Below are 13245 nucleotides of genomic sequence, written 5' to 3'. Positions count from 1 at the left end.
AACCGCACCGTCCAAGGTGGTGGGGTGCCTCCCTCCCCAACCCTTAGGCGATCCGCGTCGGTCGATCATCGAACCGGAGTGAACGCGCCGTGACTTCCCTCGACAGCTTCCAGTGCCGCAAGACCCTTCAGGTGGACGACAAGGAGTACGTCTACTACGACCTGGAAGCGGCGGAGAAGAACGGCCTGCCCGGCGTCTCCCGCCTGCCCTTCTCCATGAAGGTGCTGCTCGAGAACCTGCTGCGCTTCGAGGACGGCCGCTCGGTCACCAAGGCGGACATCCTCTCGGTCGCCGACTGGCTGAACAACAAGGGCAAGGCGGAGAAGGAGATCGCCTACCGCCCCGCCCGCGTGCTGATGCAGGACTTCACCGGCGTGCCGGCGGTGGTGGACCTCGCCGCCATGCGCGACGCCATGGTGGCGCTCGGCGGCGACCCGGAGCGCATCAACCCGCTGGTGCCGGTGGACCTCGTCATCGACCACTCGGTGATCGTCAACTTCTTCGGCGACAATTCCGCCTTCAAGAAGAACGTGGATGAGGAATACAAGCAGAACCAGGAGCGCTACCGCTTCCTGAAATGGGGCCAGAACGCGTTCGACAATTTCCGCGTGGTGCCCCCCGGCACCGGCATCTGCCACCAGGTGAACCTCGAATACCTCGCCCAGACGGTCTGGACCCGCAAGGAGGAGATCGGCGGCAAGAAGGTGGAGGTCGCCTATCCCGACACGCTGGTCGGCACCGACTCGCACACCACTATGGTGAACGGCCTCGGCGTGCTCGGCTGGGGCGTGGGCGGCATCGAGGCGGAGGCGGCCATGCTCGGCCAGCCCATCTCCATGCTCATCCCCGAAGTGATCGGCTTCAAGCTCGACGGCAAGCTGAAGGAAGGCATTACCGCCACCGACCTCGTGCTCACCGTCACCCAGATGCTGCGCAAGAAGGGCGTCGTGGGCAAGTTCGTGGAGTTCTACGGCCCGGGCCTCGAGCACCTCTCGCTCGCCGACCGCGCCACCATCGCCAACATGGCCCCGGAATACGGCGCCACCTGCGGCTTCTTCCCGGTGGACAAGGAAACCATCGACTATCTGGACGAGACCGGCCGCAAGGACAGCCGCGTGAAGCTGGTGGAGAAGTACTCCAAGGCCCAGGGCATGTGGCGCAAGAAGGACACGCCGGACCCGGTGTTCACCGACACGCTGGAGCTCGACCTCGACACCGTTCTGCCCTCCCTCGCCGGCCCCAAGCGCCCGCAGGACCGCGTGCTGCTCTCCGACACCAAGACCGGCTTCCTCGCCGCCCTCGAGGGCGAGTTCAAGAAGCCCGGCGAGGCCGGCAAGCGCGTGCCCGTGGCCGGCACCGATTACACGCTCGGCCACGGCGACGTGACCATCGCCGCCATCACCTCCTGCACCAACACCTCCAACCCCTCGGTGCTGATCGCCGCCGGCCTGCTCGCCAAGGCGGCGGCGAAGAAGGGCCTGAAGTCGAAGCCGTGGGTGAAGACCTCGCTCGCGCCCGGCTCGCAGGTGGTGGAAGGCTATCTGAAGGACTCGGGCCTGCAGGAATATCTCGACGACCTGGGCTTCAACCTGGTGGGCTTCGGCTGCACCACCTGCATCGGCAATTCCGGCCCGCTGCCGGAGGCGATCTCCGAGGCCATCAACAAGAACGACCTCGTGGCCGGCGCCGTGATCTCCGGCAACCGCAACTTCGAGGGCCGCGTGAACCCGGACGTGAAGGCGAACTACCTCGCCTCCCCGCCGCTGGTGGTGGCCTACGCGCTCGCCGGCTCGCTGCAGGTGGACCTCACCACCGAGCCGCTCGGCATCGGCAAGGACGGCCAGCCGGTGTACCTCAAGGACATCTGGCCCTCCAACAAGGAGGTCTCCGACTACATCCGCGAGAACGTCACCAAGAAGATGTTCAAGGAAAAGTATTCCGACGTCTTCAAGGGCGATGAGAACTGGCAGAAGATCGCGGTGCCCACCGGCCAGACCTACGCTTGGCAGGATGCCTCCACCTATGTGCAGAACCCGCCCTACTTCGTCGGCATGACGAAGGAGCCGGAGCCGGTGACCGATATCATCGACGCCCGCATCATGGGCCTGTTCCTCGATTCCATCACCACCGACCACATCTCGCCGGCCGGCTCCATCAAGCAGGCCTCGCCGGCGGGCCAGTATTTGATCGAGCACCAGGTGCGCCCGATCGACTTCAACCAGTACGGCACCCGCCGCGGCAACCACGAGGTGATGATGCGCGGCACCTTCGCCAACATCCGCATCAAGAACCAGATGGTGCCGGGCGTGGAAGGCGGCGTGACCATTCATTATCCGGACGGCGAGCAGCTGCCGATCTACGACGCGGCCATGAAGTACAAGGCCGAAGGCGTGCCGCTGGTGGTGTTCGCCGGCAAGGAATACGGCACCGGCTCCTCGCGCGACTGGGCGGCCAAGGGCACGAAGCTGCTGGGCGTGCGTGCCGTGATCGCCCAGTCCTTCGAGCGCATCCACCGCTCGAACCTGGTGGGCATGGGCATCGTGCCGCTGGTGTTCAAGGAGGGCGAGAGCTGGCAGACGCTGGGCATCAAGGGCGACGAGATCGTCACCTTGAAGGGCATCGAGGGCGACCTCAAGCCGCGCCAGACGCTGACCGCCGAGATCAAGTTCGCCGACGGCACCGTGAAGAACGTCGACCTCATCTGCCGCATCGATACGCTGGACGAGCTCGATTACTTCCGCAACGGCGGCATCCTGCCCTACGTTCTGCGCTCGCTCGCGGCCTGAGCGGACGCATTCCCGGCGAAGAAGAAGGGCGGGGGCGCGAAGCCTCCGCCCATTTTCGTGTCGGCACCTGACCTTCAGGCATGCCGATGTGGCGGCGCGCCACTCACGGCGACGTCAGCGGCGCATTCTCCGCCGCGAAAGCCGGCCCCTGCGCCGAAGATCACGCCAGCTCACACGATGCCGCCATATTATACCGCTCGTCGCACCGGAATGTGACTGGTTCCGCTTGCGTGGCTCCGTTATCCCCTTTGCACCCGTCCCATCCTCAACCGGCGCGATCGTCTTCATGCTTCGCAAGCCCGCACTCCTCGCGTTCGTCGCCCTCCTCGCCCTCGATGGCGCGGCGATGGCGCAGAGCGCGGGGCAGGCAGCCACCGGCCAGGGCGAGCCTTCCAAGGCGACCGCCCAGCAGAAAGTGGTGGTCGAGCTGTTCACCAGCCAGGGCTGCGCCTCCTGCCCGCCTGCGGACGCGCTCCTCGCCGAGCTCGCCAAGGATCCGCAGGTGATCGCCTTATCGCTGGCGGTGGACTACTGGGACTATATCGGCTGGAAGGACACCCTCGCCCTCCACGGCCATTCCCTGCGCCAGAAGGCCTATGCGGAGATGCGGCCGGACCGGAAGGTCTATACGCCGCAGGTGGTGGTCGACGGGCAGTTCGCGGCCAAGGGCAGCGACCGGGCGGCCGTCCATCGCGCCGTTCTGGCCGCGCGCGGCGCCACGGCGCAGCCGAAGATCCCTCTCGACGTGTCGCACGCGGCGGATGCCATCAAGGTGCGGATCGGCGCCGTAGAGGAGCCCGTCTCGGCGATCGTGTGGGCCTGCCCGGTGAGCACGAGCCAGCAGGTCGCCATCCGCCGCGGCGAGAACGGAGGCCGCAACGCCACCTATTCCAATGTGGTGCGCGGCTGGGTGCGCCTCGGCACCTGGGACGGCCGGAGCCTCAATCTCCAGGTGCCGTTCGCCGACCTCAGGCGTGACGGCGTCGATGCGGTCGCGGTCCTGGTGCAGGCGGGCCCGGCCGACGCCCCCGGCCGCATCCTTGGCGCTGCCATGGTGCCGCTGAACTAGCTTTTCCGCCTGTCGCGCCATCCCCGAACGAGATTCTCGTGCGTTGCTGAAGGCATGCCGTTTCCCGGCCGCACGGCAAAAAAAGAGGCCGCCTTTCGGCGGCCTTCGGGGGTCTTGATGAAACAGTGCGTAGCAGTGGCCGGCTCACGCGCGCCCCGGGGGCTGGGGGGCTGGGATAGGTCGGAGCGCCTCGCGAACCGGCCCTGCTACGGGTGCCAAGATCGCCCCCCGCCTAGGCGTGCGATTGTTCGAATTCCGGCGAGACTGTGATTCCATTGACGTTGCCGTGATCCCGGCCGAGCCGCCCCCGGGCGCCGTGTCCGCAGCCGGCTACGGAAGGCCCTTGAAAGCAGAGGGCGGGGCGGCAATCATGGCTTTCCGGGCGCGGCTGCGTCGCGCGAGAGACCGCGCCGGGAAAGGAGGCCCGATGGGAGACGTCGAACCCATACGAAACCTGGAGCCCGTCAGCCAGATCCGCCGCCCGGCCACGGCGCCCTCCCCCGTACCGGCGCCGGCGCGCGTGACCTTCGACCGCCGCGAGCTGGACCGCATCCTCGATCTGTACGGCCGCATGGTGGCTCTGGGCGAATGGCGCGACTACGCCATCGACTTCACCCGCGACAAGGCGGTGTTCTCCATCTTTCGCCGCGCGCTCGACGTGCCGCTCTACCGCATCGAGAAGGACCCCCGCCTCGCCCGGCGCCAGGGCGCCTATGCGGTGGTATCGCAGACCGGCCTGATCCTGAAGCGCGGCAACGAGCTGCCGCGCATCCTCGCGGTGCTGGAGAAGCCGCTGCGCACCATCTGAGGGCGTATTGCTGAGGGGCATTCTGAGGGGGGCATTGACGCGAGCGCCCTCGGCGGAGGCCGTCAGGGCGTGCTCCGTCAGCTTGCGAAGGGCGCGCCGGCGGCTGGCTTCGAAATGCGCGTGAACTTGGGAATGCGCATGAACTTGGCCGGCGAATTCAGCTGAGCGATTTCAACGCCAACGGCGGTCCGCCTCGCGATATTATCCCGGATCGCCCCGTGCGGTGAACGTCTCCGCACCCGACCAGAGCGGGGCGGCCAAGACGTGATGGCCAGGACGTGATGGCCAAGGCAGGGCGCCAAGCGCCTCTCAAGCACCTCGGCGTCTCAGAACCCCATGCCTCTCAGGACTTGGACGTCTTGCGGCGCAGGCGCACCACCACATCCACCCGCGCCACCTCGTAGCCCTCGGGCGCCTCGGGCAACCGGTCCACGCCCACCTGCTGGGCCGGAATGTCGAGCAGCTCGTTATGGCCTTCGAGGTAGAAATGATGGTGGTCGGAGGCATTGGTGTCGAAATAGGTCTTGGAGCCGTCCACCGCCACCTCGCGCAGGAGGCTGGCCTCGGTGAACTGGTGCAGGGTGTTGTAGACCGTGGCGAGCGAAACCGGGAAGCGGGCCTTGATGGCCTCCTCGTGGAGGATTTCCGCGGTCACGTGCCGGTCGCCCTTGGCGAACAGCAGCCAGCCCAGCGCCAGCCGCTGCCGGGTGGGGCGAAGCCCGACCTCGCGCAGCATCTCGCGCACGTCGTGGAAAGGACAGCCCGTGCGGCGTGCGGTGGAGATGTCGCGCAATTGCGCCACCGGCAGCACATGGTCCTCGGCGGCTTCGTTCCCCGACGCAATGGGGGAGCCGAAAGCGGTTCGGAATCGGGGCATCTCGCTCATTTCGGTCTGCAATCTTCGTAGCTAACACCAAAATATGCCGCCGGGGGCGAAACGCAATGCGAATGCCTCCGAAGACCAGCTTCAACTTATAACGGATCGCACACTGCAATTCCATACCAGCGGGCTATTACGATAATAAGTCTAAAGTGCATCTGCAGACATCCTGCACAGTGCCTGCCGAGCCTCGCGGGACGGGCTTTCCGGCGCGTGTCCGCGTCCTGCCCGCGCCGGCTCACGCCACAGTGACCACCCGGAGCACCCCCGCGCCCGTGGACGCCGGGACGGCCGCGCGCTATGGCGGCGGAGGCGGGCAAGCGCCCGCTCAAGATGGCGAAGGCGGAATTGCCGATGGGCTCCAGCAACACCTCACAAGCCGCGCTCCTCGTGGCCGCGGGCTCGGCCCTCGCGCTCGCGGCTGCCTGGTATTTCCAGCTGGTGGTCGGGCTCGCCCCCTGCCCGCTGTGCCTCGACCAGCGCATTCCCTATTACGTGGGCGTGCCGCTGGCGCTCCTCGCCTTCGGCGCGGCGCAGTCCGGGCGTGCCGGCACCGCGCGGGCGCTGATGGGCGTGCTGTTCCTGCTGATGCTCGCCAATGTCGGGCTCGCGAGCTTCCATGCCGGCGTCGAGTGGCGCTTCTGGCCGGGACCGACCTCCTGCACCGGCGCCCCCGCCGCCACCTCCGGCAGCATCCTCTCCGCCATCAAGGGCGCCCACGTGCCGCGCTGCGACGAGGCGGCCTGGCGCCTGTTCGGCCTGTCCATGGCGGGGTGGAACGCGCTGATCGCCGCCGCCCTCGCCGCCTGCGCGCTGTTCGGCGCGACATCAGGCCGCAAGCGGATCTGACCGCAGGCAGCGGTGGTTCCCGCGCTCAGGGATCGAGCTCGGTGTCCCAGTAGAGATAATCGAGCCAACTCTCGTGCAGGTAGTTGGGCGGGAAGTGCCGGCCGTTCTGGTGCAGGTCCTGGACCGTGGGCTGGAACGGCATCTGCGCCGGCCACATTCCCACGTCGCCCGGCATGTGGCCGCCCTTGCGCAGATTGCAGGGAGAGCAGGCGGCGACCACGTTTTCCCAGGTGGTCTGCCCGCCGCGCGAGCGCGGGATGAGATGATCGAAGGTGAGGTCGTCGCGCGAGCCGCAATACTGGCAGGAGAAGCGGTCGCGCAGGAAGACGTTGAAGCGGGTGAAGGCGGGGTGCCGGGTCGGCTTCACGAAGGTGCGGAGCGAGACCACGCTCGGCAGGCGGATCTCGAAGCCCGGACTTCGCACCGCCTTGTCGTAGTATTCGACGATGTTCACCCGGTCGAGGAAGACCGCCTTGATGGCATCCTGCCAGCACCAGACGGACAGCGGGTAATAGCTCAAGGGGCGGTAATCCGCATTGAGCACGAGCGCTGGCCAAGCCCCTGGTGACAAAGCCGTGGTCAAGGACGGAACTCCTCGCCTCGCCGCACCGAATCACGACGCCCGGGTCCGGTGCGCCGCGATACTCTATATGGACAGTGTCATTCTTGTGAAGCACGCCGCGCGCCACGCCCGAGGGCATGCGCGAGAAACGCTCCGGCATGGAAAAGGCCGGCCTCGTCAATGCCGTGGCCGAGATCGGGACACATGTGCCACTCCACCGGTGCGCCGGCCTTGGCCAGCGCCTGCGCGCTCGCGAACATGGCCGAGACGGGGATCAGTTCGTCCTGCGCCCCGTGGACCAGAAGCAGCGGCGGCGGCCGGTCGACCTGCTCCGGCGGGTTCTGGATCCGCGCCCACAGGCCCGAGCAGCCCACCACCGCCGCCGGGCGCGCGCCGCCGTCCGCCGTCGCCGCCTGGAGCGCCATCATGGCTCCCTGGCTGAAGCCCAGCAGCGCGAGGCGGGAGGCCGGCAGGCCGAGCGCCGTCAGCTCGCGGTCGAGAAAGGCGCGCAGGCCCGGCCAGGCGGCTTCGGTGCCGCGCGCGAGTTCGTGCGGATCGCGGAAGGTGAGCGGGAACCACTGCCGTCCCACCGGCGCCTCGGCGCAGGGCTCCGGCGCGTGGGGCGCGACGAAGGCCGCGCCCGGGAGCAGGTCGGCGAACGCGGCGCCGATGTCGATCAGGTCGCGGCCGTCGGCGCCGTAGCCGTGCAGCAGCACCACCAGCGCATCGGTCTTGCCCGCGCGCGGCGGGAGGCGGGGACCGTCGAGCAGGGCCATGGAAACGTCCGGGGCTGGAGGATCAGGCTGGAGCGCCGAGGCGGGCCCGGCGGGCGCCATAATAGGCCCACAGCAGGTGCGCCGCCACGCCGCGCAGCGGCCGCCAGTCCTCGGCGATGGCGGCAAGGCCCGGCTCGGAGCAGCGGCCCGGAAGGCCGAGCGCCTCGCCCGCCGCCACCTTCAGCGCCAGGTCGCCCACCGGGAAGGCGTCGCCGCGGCCGAGGCAGAACAGCAGGTAGATGTCGGCGCTCCACAGGCCGATCCCCGGCAGGCGGGTGAGATAGGCCGCGGCGGCGTCCGCCTCCATCGCCTCCACGTGGGAAAGGTCCACCGCGCCGGACGCGAGCGCCCCGGCGATGCCGCGCAGCGTGCGGATCTTCGGCGCCGAGAGGCCGGCCGCGCGCAGGTCGTCGTCGCGGGCGGCGAGGAGCGCGCCGGGCGCGAGCGCGCCGCCGAGGCGTGCCTCCAGCCGCGCAGCGATGGACCGTGCCGCCGCCACCGAAAGCTGCTGCGCCACGACGATGGCGGCGAGCCCGGAAAATCCGGGCGCGCGGCGGCGCAGGGTCGGCCGCCCGGCCTCCGCGACCAGCGGCGCGAGGCGCGGATCGAGGGCTATCAGCGCGTCGAGCGCCCGCTCGAACGCCGGCTGGTCGGAGAGGATCGGCTCCTTCATGGAATCTGCCCGCCTGCTGCCGCCCCCGTGAGGGGCGCCGTGGGAAATGCTATGGCTCACCCCGCAAGCATCGCGCCGCCGGGCGCGTCGCGCAAAGGGAGCCGCGCATCGTGGAGACGCTGGAGGCCGACAGTGGCGCGCACCCCGCCCCGGGCCGCTTCATCTGCCGCTTCGCGCCCAGCCCCAACGGGCCGCTGCATCTGGGCCATGCCTTCTCCGCGCTGGTCAACCACGATGCCGCCCGCCGCTGCGGCGGCACCTATCTGGTGCGCATGGAGGACGTCGACGCCACCCGGTGTCGACCCGAATTCGCCGACGCCATCCTCGACGACCTCGCCTTCATCGGCGCGCCGCCGGACGCGCCGCCGCGCCGGCAGTCCGCGCACATGGCGGACTATGCCGCCGCGCTCGCCCGGCTGGAGGCCATGGGCCTCGTCTATCCCGCCTTCGAGAGCCGGGCCGAGATCGCCCGCGCCGTGGCCGCGCGCGCGGCCGCCGGGACGGCGCCGGCGCGCGATCCCGACGGCGTCGCGCTGACGCCGTTCGCGCGCGAGGGCCTGTCCGACGCGGAGCGGGCCCGGAGGCGCGCGGCGGGCGAGCCCCACGTGCTGCGGCTCCACATGGCCGCGGCGATCGCGGCGGCGGGCGGCCCGCTGGCCTGGCGAGAGGCGCAGGGACTGCCCGAGGGACCGGCCGCGCACGTGCCGGCGGACCCCGAGGCCTGGGGCGACGTGATCCTCGCCCGGCGCGACGTGCCCACCAGCTACCATCTCTCGGTGGTGGTGGACGACGCCGCGCAGGACATCACGCACGTCATCCGCGGCGAGGACCTGTTCCAGGCGACGGCGGTGCACGTGCTGCTGCAGCGCCTCCTCGGCCTGCCGCAGCCGGTCTATCACCACCACCGCCTGATCCGCGACGAGACCGGCGCCAAGCTGTCCAAGAGCAATGGGTCCGCCGGCCTCGCGGCGCTGCGCGCGGCCGGCGTGACGCCGGCGGAGCTGCGCCGGCGCCTCGGCCTTCAGCCTATGCCCACCACGTAGAGCCAGACCGCGATGGTGAAGACCGCCAGCCCGGTGGAGAGCGACACCGCGCTCGACGCCGTTCCCACCTCCACGCCGTAGCGCTGTGCAAGCAGGTAGCCGTTGATGCCGCACGGCATGGCAGCGAACAGCACGGCGACGCCAGCCCACACCGGCGGCATGGGCAAGAGGAAGGTGAGCAGCAGCACCGCGAGCGGGTGCACGATCAGCTTCAGCCCGCAGATGACCGAGGCCGGACCGATGCGCCCCTTGATGCCGTAGCGCTTCAGCGACAGGCCGAGGGAGATGAGCGCGCACGGCGTCGCCGCCGCCGACAGCATGTCCACCAGCTGCTTCGGCACCCCGGAGACCTGGAAGCCTGCCAGCCGCGACAGGCCGCCCACATAGATGCCGAGGAGGACCGGATTGAAGGCCAGCGCCTTGGCGAGGCGCAGCAGCGTCGCGCGGGTGAAGCCCGCCTGGCCTTCCATCATCACGGTGGCGGCCACCATCATCACCGGCAGGTGGATGGCGATGAGCAGGAACAGGGGGACCGCCCCCGCCTCGCCATAGGCCTTGAGGATCAGCGGCACGCCGACGAACACGGTGTTGGCCTGGCCGGCGGTGAAACCCTGGATCACCGCCTCCACATGGCCGCGCTTCAGCACCAGACGGGCATAGGCCATGGCGAGGCCGAACACGAGGAACGCCCCGGTGAAATAGGCGATCCAGTAGCCCCACGGCTGGGCATCCGGCAGCTTGGCCTCGCTCAGCGTCTTGAAGATCAGCACCGGCACCGCGAGGCCGAACACGAACTCGGCGAGCCCGTCGGACGCCTTGTCGGAGATCAGCCCGACCTTCGCCGAGAGGAACCCGACCCCCACCATGCCGAACACCGGCAGGACGATGACGGCGATGTCGGCAAGGGTGGCCAGCATGGGTCGCTCAGGCGGCCTTGGACGCCGGCGCGCGCGCCGGCGCAAGCTCGGCCGCTCGAACGCCCACCGTCACCATGAGGCGCATGCGCAGCCGCTCCGCCACCGACGGCTCGGCCGCGAAATCGAGGCAGGCCGTGAGGCCGCGCGCGTCGGCGGCGCAGGTGACGGCGCTCGGCATCACCGCATGGATCACGAACGGCTCCAGAAGGCGCAGCAGCAGGTTCGGGTCCGCCTCGGCCTCGACGCGCAGGCGGTGGGCGGGCGGGGGCGGCGCGGCGCCGGGCGCCGGAGCTTGGGAAGGCTGGGAAGTCATGTGGGACGACATGGGGCCGGTTCCGGACGGGGCCGCGGACGCCTCAAGAGCAGGGATGGTCCGGCAAGGACCGTCGGCGCGCGCGTCGCAGGAGAAGGGGTGCGATTCAGGAGACCCGGCCGAGCGTGTCGACCGGGCGAGAAATTCGCCGCTGCGCCGGAAGAAGGCCCGGCTTCCCTTGTCCGAACTGGCACATGAGCGATCCTTTAGTCCTGCCCTCCGCCAGCGTCAACCGGCGCCCGGCGCGGGGCCGGGGGCGGGCGGCCTCAGTAGAAGGAGACCGGGAACCAGCGCAGATAGAGATCGGTGTAGATGCCCTTCTCCCAGATGCGCTGGAGCGCATAGTCCATGGCGTGGCGCAGCCCGTCATTGCCGGCCCTGACCGCCACGGCGAAGCCGTCGCCGAAGAAGCGGCTCTCCGTGAAGGGGCCGCCCACGAAGGCGCAGCAGCCGCCCGAATCCGTGCCGTTCAGCCAGATGGCGAGGGTGATGCCGTCGCCGAAGACGAGGTCGATGTCGCCCTTGCGCAGGGCCTCCTGGGCTCCCTTGAGGTCGGCATAGGTGCGGATCGCCGCCTCGTTGAAGAAGGAGCGCAGATAGGCCTCGTGGGCGGTGCGCCCGACCACGCCGACGCGCTTGGAGGCCACGAGCTCGGGCGTCGCGTCGGCCGGCCCGGCGCCGGCGCGGCCGACAAAGCGGGCGGGCGTGCCGAGATAGCGCTCGGAGAATTCTAGGCTCGCCCGCGAGACCGGGGTCGCGGCGATGCCGGCGATCGCAGCGTCCGCCCGGCCCTGCTCCACCGCGCCGATGATCTGGTCGAAGGGCTCGGCCGCAATGGTGCAGGAGGCGCCGAGCTCGTCGCAGATGGCCCGCGCGAGGTCCACGTTGAAGCCGGCGAGCGCGCCGCCCGCGCCGGTGAAGTTGAAGGGAGGATAGTCGTCCGCCGTCACGAAGCGCAGGGTCTTGGGCAGCCGGGCCGCATCGGGGCGCTCCATCCGGCGCTCCACGTTCCAGAAGTTGGGCACCTTGACCGCCGGCGGCTTGGCGCCCGCGGCCTGCTGCGCCATCGCGCCGCCGAGCGGCGCCCATGCCAGCGCCAGCGCCAGCACCACGACGAACGCCGCAAAACGTGCAGCCGCCGGCTGCCGCACCCGATTTGGGGATGGATTGTCCATGGCGGCTCATGTACCTTCAGATTGCAATGCGCCGGAGGGGCGACGCATGGTGGGGGAGGCGCGCGGCGCCCGCAAGGGCTTGGGCGGGCAATGGACCGGCGCCGCCTCGGGCGGCCCGGCGGAGACGAGCGAGTCCCGCCGCGCGACGCGCGCCCCCGGCGCCAGCCTTGCCGACGCCGTTCCTATGCCGCCGGAGCTCCGGCCTTTCAAGGACATCATCGCTCCTCGGCTCCTCGCTGCGGCGGCATGGCGGGCGCGCCATGTCGGTGTCGGCGGCGACGAGGTGCTGGTGGCCGCCGGCACGGTGACGGCGCAGGAGGCCGCCGCGCGGATCGCAGCCAGCCTTGGCGTCGCCGCCGCCGACCTCGATGCCATGCCCATGCCCGACGGCCCGCTCGCCAAGGCGGCGCTGCGCACCGGCGTCATCATGGAGCCCGCGGGAGGCGGGCGCACCCGCTTCACCTGGGCGGTGGCAGGGCGTCAGGTGCGGCGCCTCGCCCGCGCGCTCGATGCCGACCCGAGCCTCGCCGGCCGGGTGCGGCTCGCCGCGCCGGACGCGCTGGCGCGGCGCATCCATGACGCCTGCGGCGAGAGCCTGTGCGACGACGCCGCATTCGACCTGCTGCGGACGCGGCCCGAGAGCTCGGCGGCGACGCTGCGGCCGGCGCGCATGCTCGCCATCGGCGGCATGGTGCTCGGCCCGCCCTTGGCGATGGCGATGGCGATGGCGCCGGACGCGGCGCTGCTGGTGCTGCAGGCGTCGCTCTCGCTGGTGTTCCTGGCCTGGATCGGGCTGCGCCTCGCCGGCTGCGCCTATGCCAGCCCCGCCGACCCGCCGGTCGCGGCGGACGAGCGCGGCCTGCCCCTCTACTCCGTCCTGGTTCCGCTCTATCGCGAGGCCGCGAGCGTGCCCCGCCTCGTGCGGGCGCTCGCGGCGCTCGACTATCCGCCCGAGAAGCTCGACATCAAGCTGGTGGTGGAGGAGGACGACGGCGCCACGCGCGCCGCCATCGCCGCGTGCCGGCTGCCGCCCTGGTTCGCCGAGGTGGCGGTGCCGGCCATCGGCCCGCGCACCAAGCCGAAGGCGCTCAACATGGCGCTGCCGTTCGCGCGCGGCCAGTTCGTGGCGATCTACGACGCCGAGGACGCTCCCGAGCCGGACCAGTTGCGGCGGGCCCTGGCCGCCTTCCGGGCCGGCGGCCCCGGCGTCGCCTGCGTGCAGGCGCGCCTGGCGGTGGACAATGACGCCGAAAGCTGGATCAGCGGCCACTTCGCCGCCGAGTACGCCGCCCAGTTCGACGTGCTGCTGCCCCTGCTCAGCGCCGTGGGGCTGCCGGTGCTGCTGGGCGGCACCTCGAACCATTTCCGCGGTATTATGTAGCAAGCTCACCTAG

At 70.3% G+C, this 13245-nt stretch carries 13 protein-coding genes; 6 read left to right on the top strand and 7 right to left on the bottom strand.

Annotated features, from left to right (window positions below; genetic code table 11):
- Positions 1–89 precede the first annotated feature (89 nt).
- The 3 genes from acnA (at position 90) to V5F67_RS04975 (ending at position 4663) form a co-directional block, all read left to right on the top strand.
- Positions 90–2786 carry an aconitate hydratase AcnA gene (acnA, locus tag V5F67_RS04985; protein ID WP_394018606.1) on the top strand — a complete coding sequence of 899 codons (2697 nt, stop codon included), beginning with the start codon at positions 90–92 and terminating at the stop codon, positions 2784–2786.
- A gap of 286 nt (positions 2787–3072) precedes the next feature.
- Positions 3073–3855 (top strand): DUF1223 domain-containing protein, encoded by a 783-nt coding sequence (locus V5F67_RS04980; protein ID WP_394018608.1) that lies wholly within the window; start codon positions 3073–3075, stop codon positions 3853–3855.
- A 427-nt stretch (positions 3856–4282) separates the two neighbouring features.
- On the top strand, positions 4283–4663 hold the full coding sequence (locus tag V5F67_RS04975; RefSeq protein ID WP_394018610.1) for a DUF2794 domain-containing protein: 381 nt from the start codon (positions 4283–4285) through the stop codon (positions 4661–4663).
- Between the two features lie 343 nt (positions 4664–5006).
- On the opposite strand, the gene irrA is transcribed toward V5F67_RS04975, so the two are convergent.
- The gene (gene irrA, locus V5F67_RS04970; protein WP_394018612.1) at positions 5007–5540 is read right to left on the bottom strand and encodes an iron response transcriptional regulator IrrA; all 534 of its coding nucleotides are present in this window, start codon (positions 5538–5540) and stop codon (positions 5007–5009) included.
- Between the two features lie 303 nt (positions 5541–5843).
- On the opposite strand from irrA, the gene V5F67_RS04965 reads away from it, so the two are divergent.
- Positions 5844–6392: a disulfide bond formation protein B gene (locus tag V5F67_RS04965; protein ID WP_394018614.1), complete on the top strand. Its 549-nt coding sequence runs from the start codon at positions 5844–5846 to the stop codon at positions 6390–6392.
- A 25-nt stretch (positions 6393–6417) separates the two neighbouring features.
- Here V5F67_RS04965 and V5F67_RS04960 read toward each other — a convergent pair whose 3' ends face one another.
- From V5F67_RS04960 to V5F67_RS04950, 3 genes are all read right to left on the bottom strand, one after another.
- Positions 6418–6975: an HNH endonuclease gene (locus tag V5F67_RS04960; protein ID WP_394018616.1), complete on the bottom strand. Its 558-nt coding sequence runs from the start codon at positions 6973–6975 to the stop codon at positions 6418–6420.
- A gap of 77 nt (positions 6976–7052) precedes the next feature.
- On the bottom strand, positions 7053–7730 hold the full coding sequence (locus V5F67_RS04955) for an alpha/beta hydrolase (protein WP_394018618.1): 678 nt from the start codon (positions 7728–7730) through the stop codon (positions 7053–7055).
- Positions 7731–7752: 22 nt separating this feature from the next.
- Complete coding sequence (locus tag V5F67_RS04950) at positions 7753–8403, bottom strand: DNA-3-methyladenine glycosylase family protein (protein WP_394018620.1); 651 nt, start codon at positions 8401–8403, stop codon at positions 7753–7755.
- Between the two features lie 110 nt (positions 8404–8513).
- Here V5F67_RS04950 and gluQRS point away from each other — a divergent pair, with 110 nt between their 5' ends.
- A complete protein-coding gene (gene gluQRS / locus V5F67_RS04945) occupies positions 8514–9446 on the top strand; it encodes a tRNA glutamyl-Q(34) synthetase GluQRS (RefSeq protein WP_394018622.1) in 933 nt (310 codons plus the stop codon).
- On the opposite strand, the gene V5F67_RS04940 is transcribed toward gluQRS, so the two are convergent.
- From V5F67_RS04940 to V5F67_RS04930, 3 genes are all read right to left on the bottom strand, one after another.
- Complete coding sequence (locus V5F67_RS04940; RefSeq protein ID WP_394018624.1) at positions 9425–10363, bottom strand: AEC family transporter; 939 nt, start codon at positions 10361–10363, stop codon at positions 9425–9427. The genes gluQRS and V5F67_RS04940 overlap by 22 nt on opposite strands.
- Before the next feature lie 7 nt (positions 10364–10370).
- Positions 10371–10688, bottom strand: a complete 318-nt coding sequence (locus tag V5F67_RS04935; RefSeq protein WP_394018626.1) for a hypothetical protein — start codon at positions 10686–10688, stop codon at positions 10371–10373.
- A gap of 254 nt (positions 10689–10942) precedes the next feature.
- Positions 10943–11851 carry a transporter substrate-binding domain-containing protein gene (locus tag V5F67_RS04930; RefSeq protein WP_394018628.1) on the bottom strand — a complete coding sequence of 303 codons (909 nt, stop codon included), beginning with the start codon at positions 11849–11851 and terminating at the stop codon, positions 10943–10945.
- A gap of 46 nt (positions 11852–11897) precedes the next feature.
- Here V5F67_RS04930 and V5F67_RS04925 point away from each other — a divergent pair, with 46 nt between their 5' ends.
- A complete protein-coding gene (locus V5F67_RS04925) occupies positions 11898–13232 on the top strand; it encodes a glycosyltransferase (RefSeq protein WP_394018630.1) in 1335 nt (444 codons plus the stop codon).
- The last annotated feature ends 13 nt before the right edge of the window (positions 13233–13245 follow it).

Origin of the sequence: Xanthobacter pseudotagetidis, from assembly GCF_043194795.2 — a bacterium.
GTDB lineage: Bacteria > Pseudomonadota > Alphaproteobacteria > Rhizobiales > Xanthobacteraceae > Xanthobacter > Xanthobacter tagetidis_A.
The sequence above is the reverse complement of the archived record's forward strand: the minus strand, read 5'-3'. Positions and strand labels throughout refer to the sequence as shown.

Bases quoted from the DNA above. Each gene is read 5' to 3' on its own strand.
- V5F67_RS04980 (WP_394018608.1), top strand. From the start codon at position 3,073: ATGCTTCGCAAGCCCGCACTCCTCGCGTTCGTCGCCCTCCTCGCCCTC.
- V5F67_RS04975 (WP_394018610.1), top strand. From the start codon at position 4,283: ATGGGAGACGTCGAACCCATACGAAACCTGGAGCCCGTCAGCCAGATC.
- irrA (WP_394018612.1), bottom strand. From the start codon at position 5,540: ATGCCCCGATTCCGAACCGCTTTCGGCTCCCCCATTGCGTCGGGGAAC.
- V5F67_RS04965 (WP_394018614.1), top strand. From the start codon at position 5,844: ATGGCGGCGGAGGCGGGCAAGCGCCCGCTCAAGATGGCGAAGGCGGAA.
- V5F67_RS04955 (WP_394018618.1), bottom strand. From the start codon at position 7,730: ATGGCCCTGCTCGACGGTCCCCGCCTCCCGCCGCGCGCGGGCAAGACC.
- V5F67_RS04950 (WP_394018620.1), bottom strand. From the start codon at position 8,403: ATGAAGGAGCCGATCCTCTCCGACCAGCCGGCGTTCGAGCGGGCGCTC.
- V5F67_RS04940 (WP_394018624.1), bottom strand. From the start codon at position 10,363: ATGCTGGCCACCCTTGCCGACATCGCCGTCATCGTCCTGCCGGTGTTC.
- V5F67_RS04935 (WP_394018626.1), bottom strand. From the start codon at position 10,688: ATGTCGTCCCACATGACTTCCCAGCCTTCCCAAGCTCCGGCGCCCGGC.
- V5F67_RS04930 (WP_394018628.1), bottom strand. From the start codon at position 11,851: ATGGACAATCCATCCCCAAATCGGGTGCGGCAGCCGGCGGCTGCACGT.
- V5F67_RS04925 (WP_394018630.1), top strand. From the start codon at position 11,898: ATGGTGGGGGAGGCGCGCGGCGCCCGCAAGGGCTTGGGCGGGCAATGG.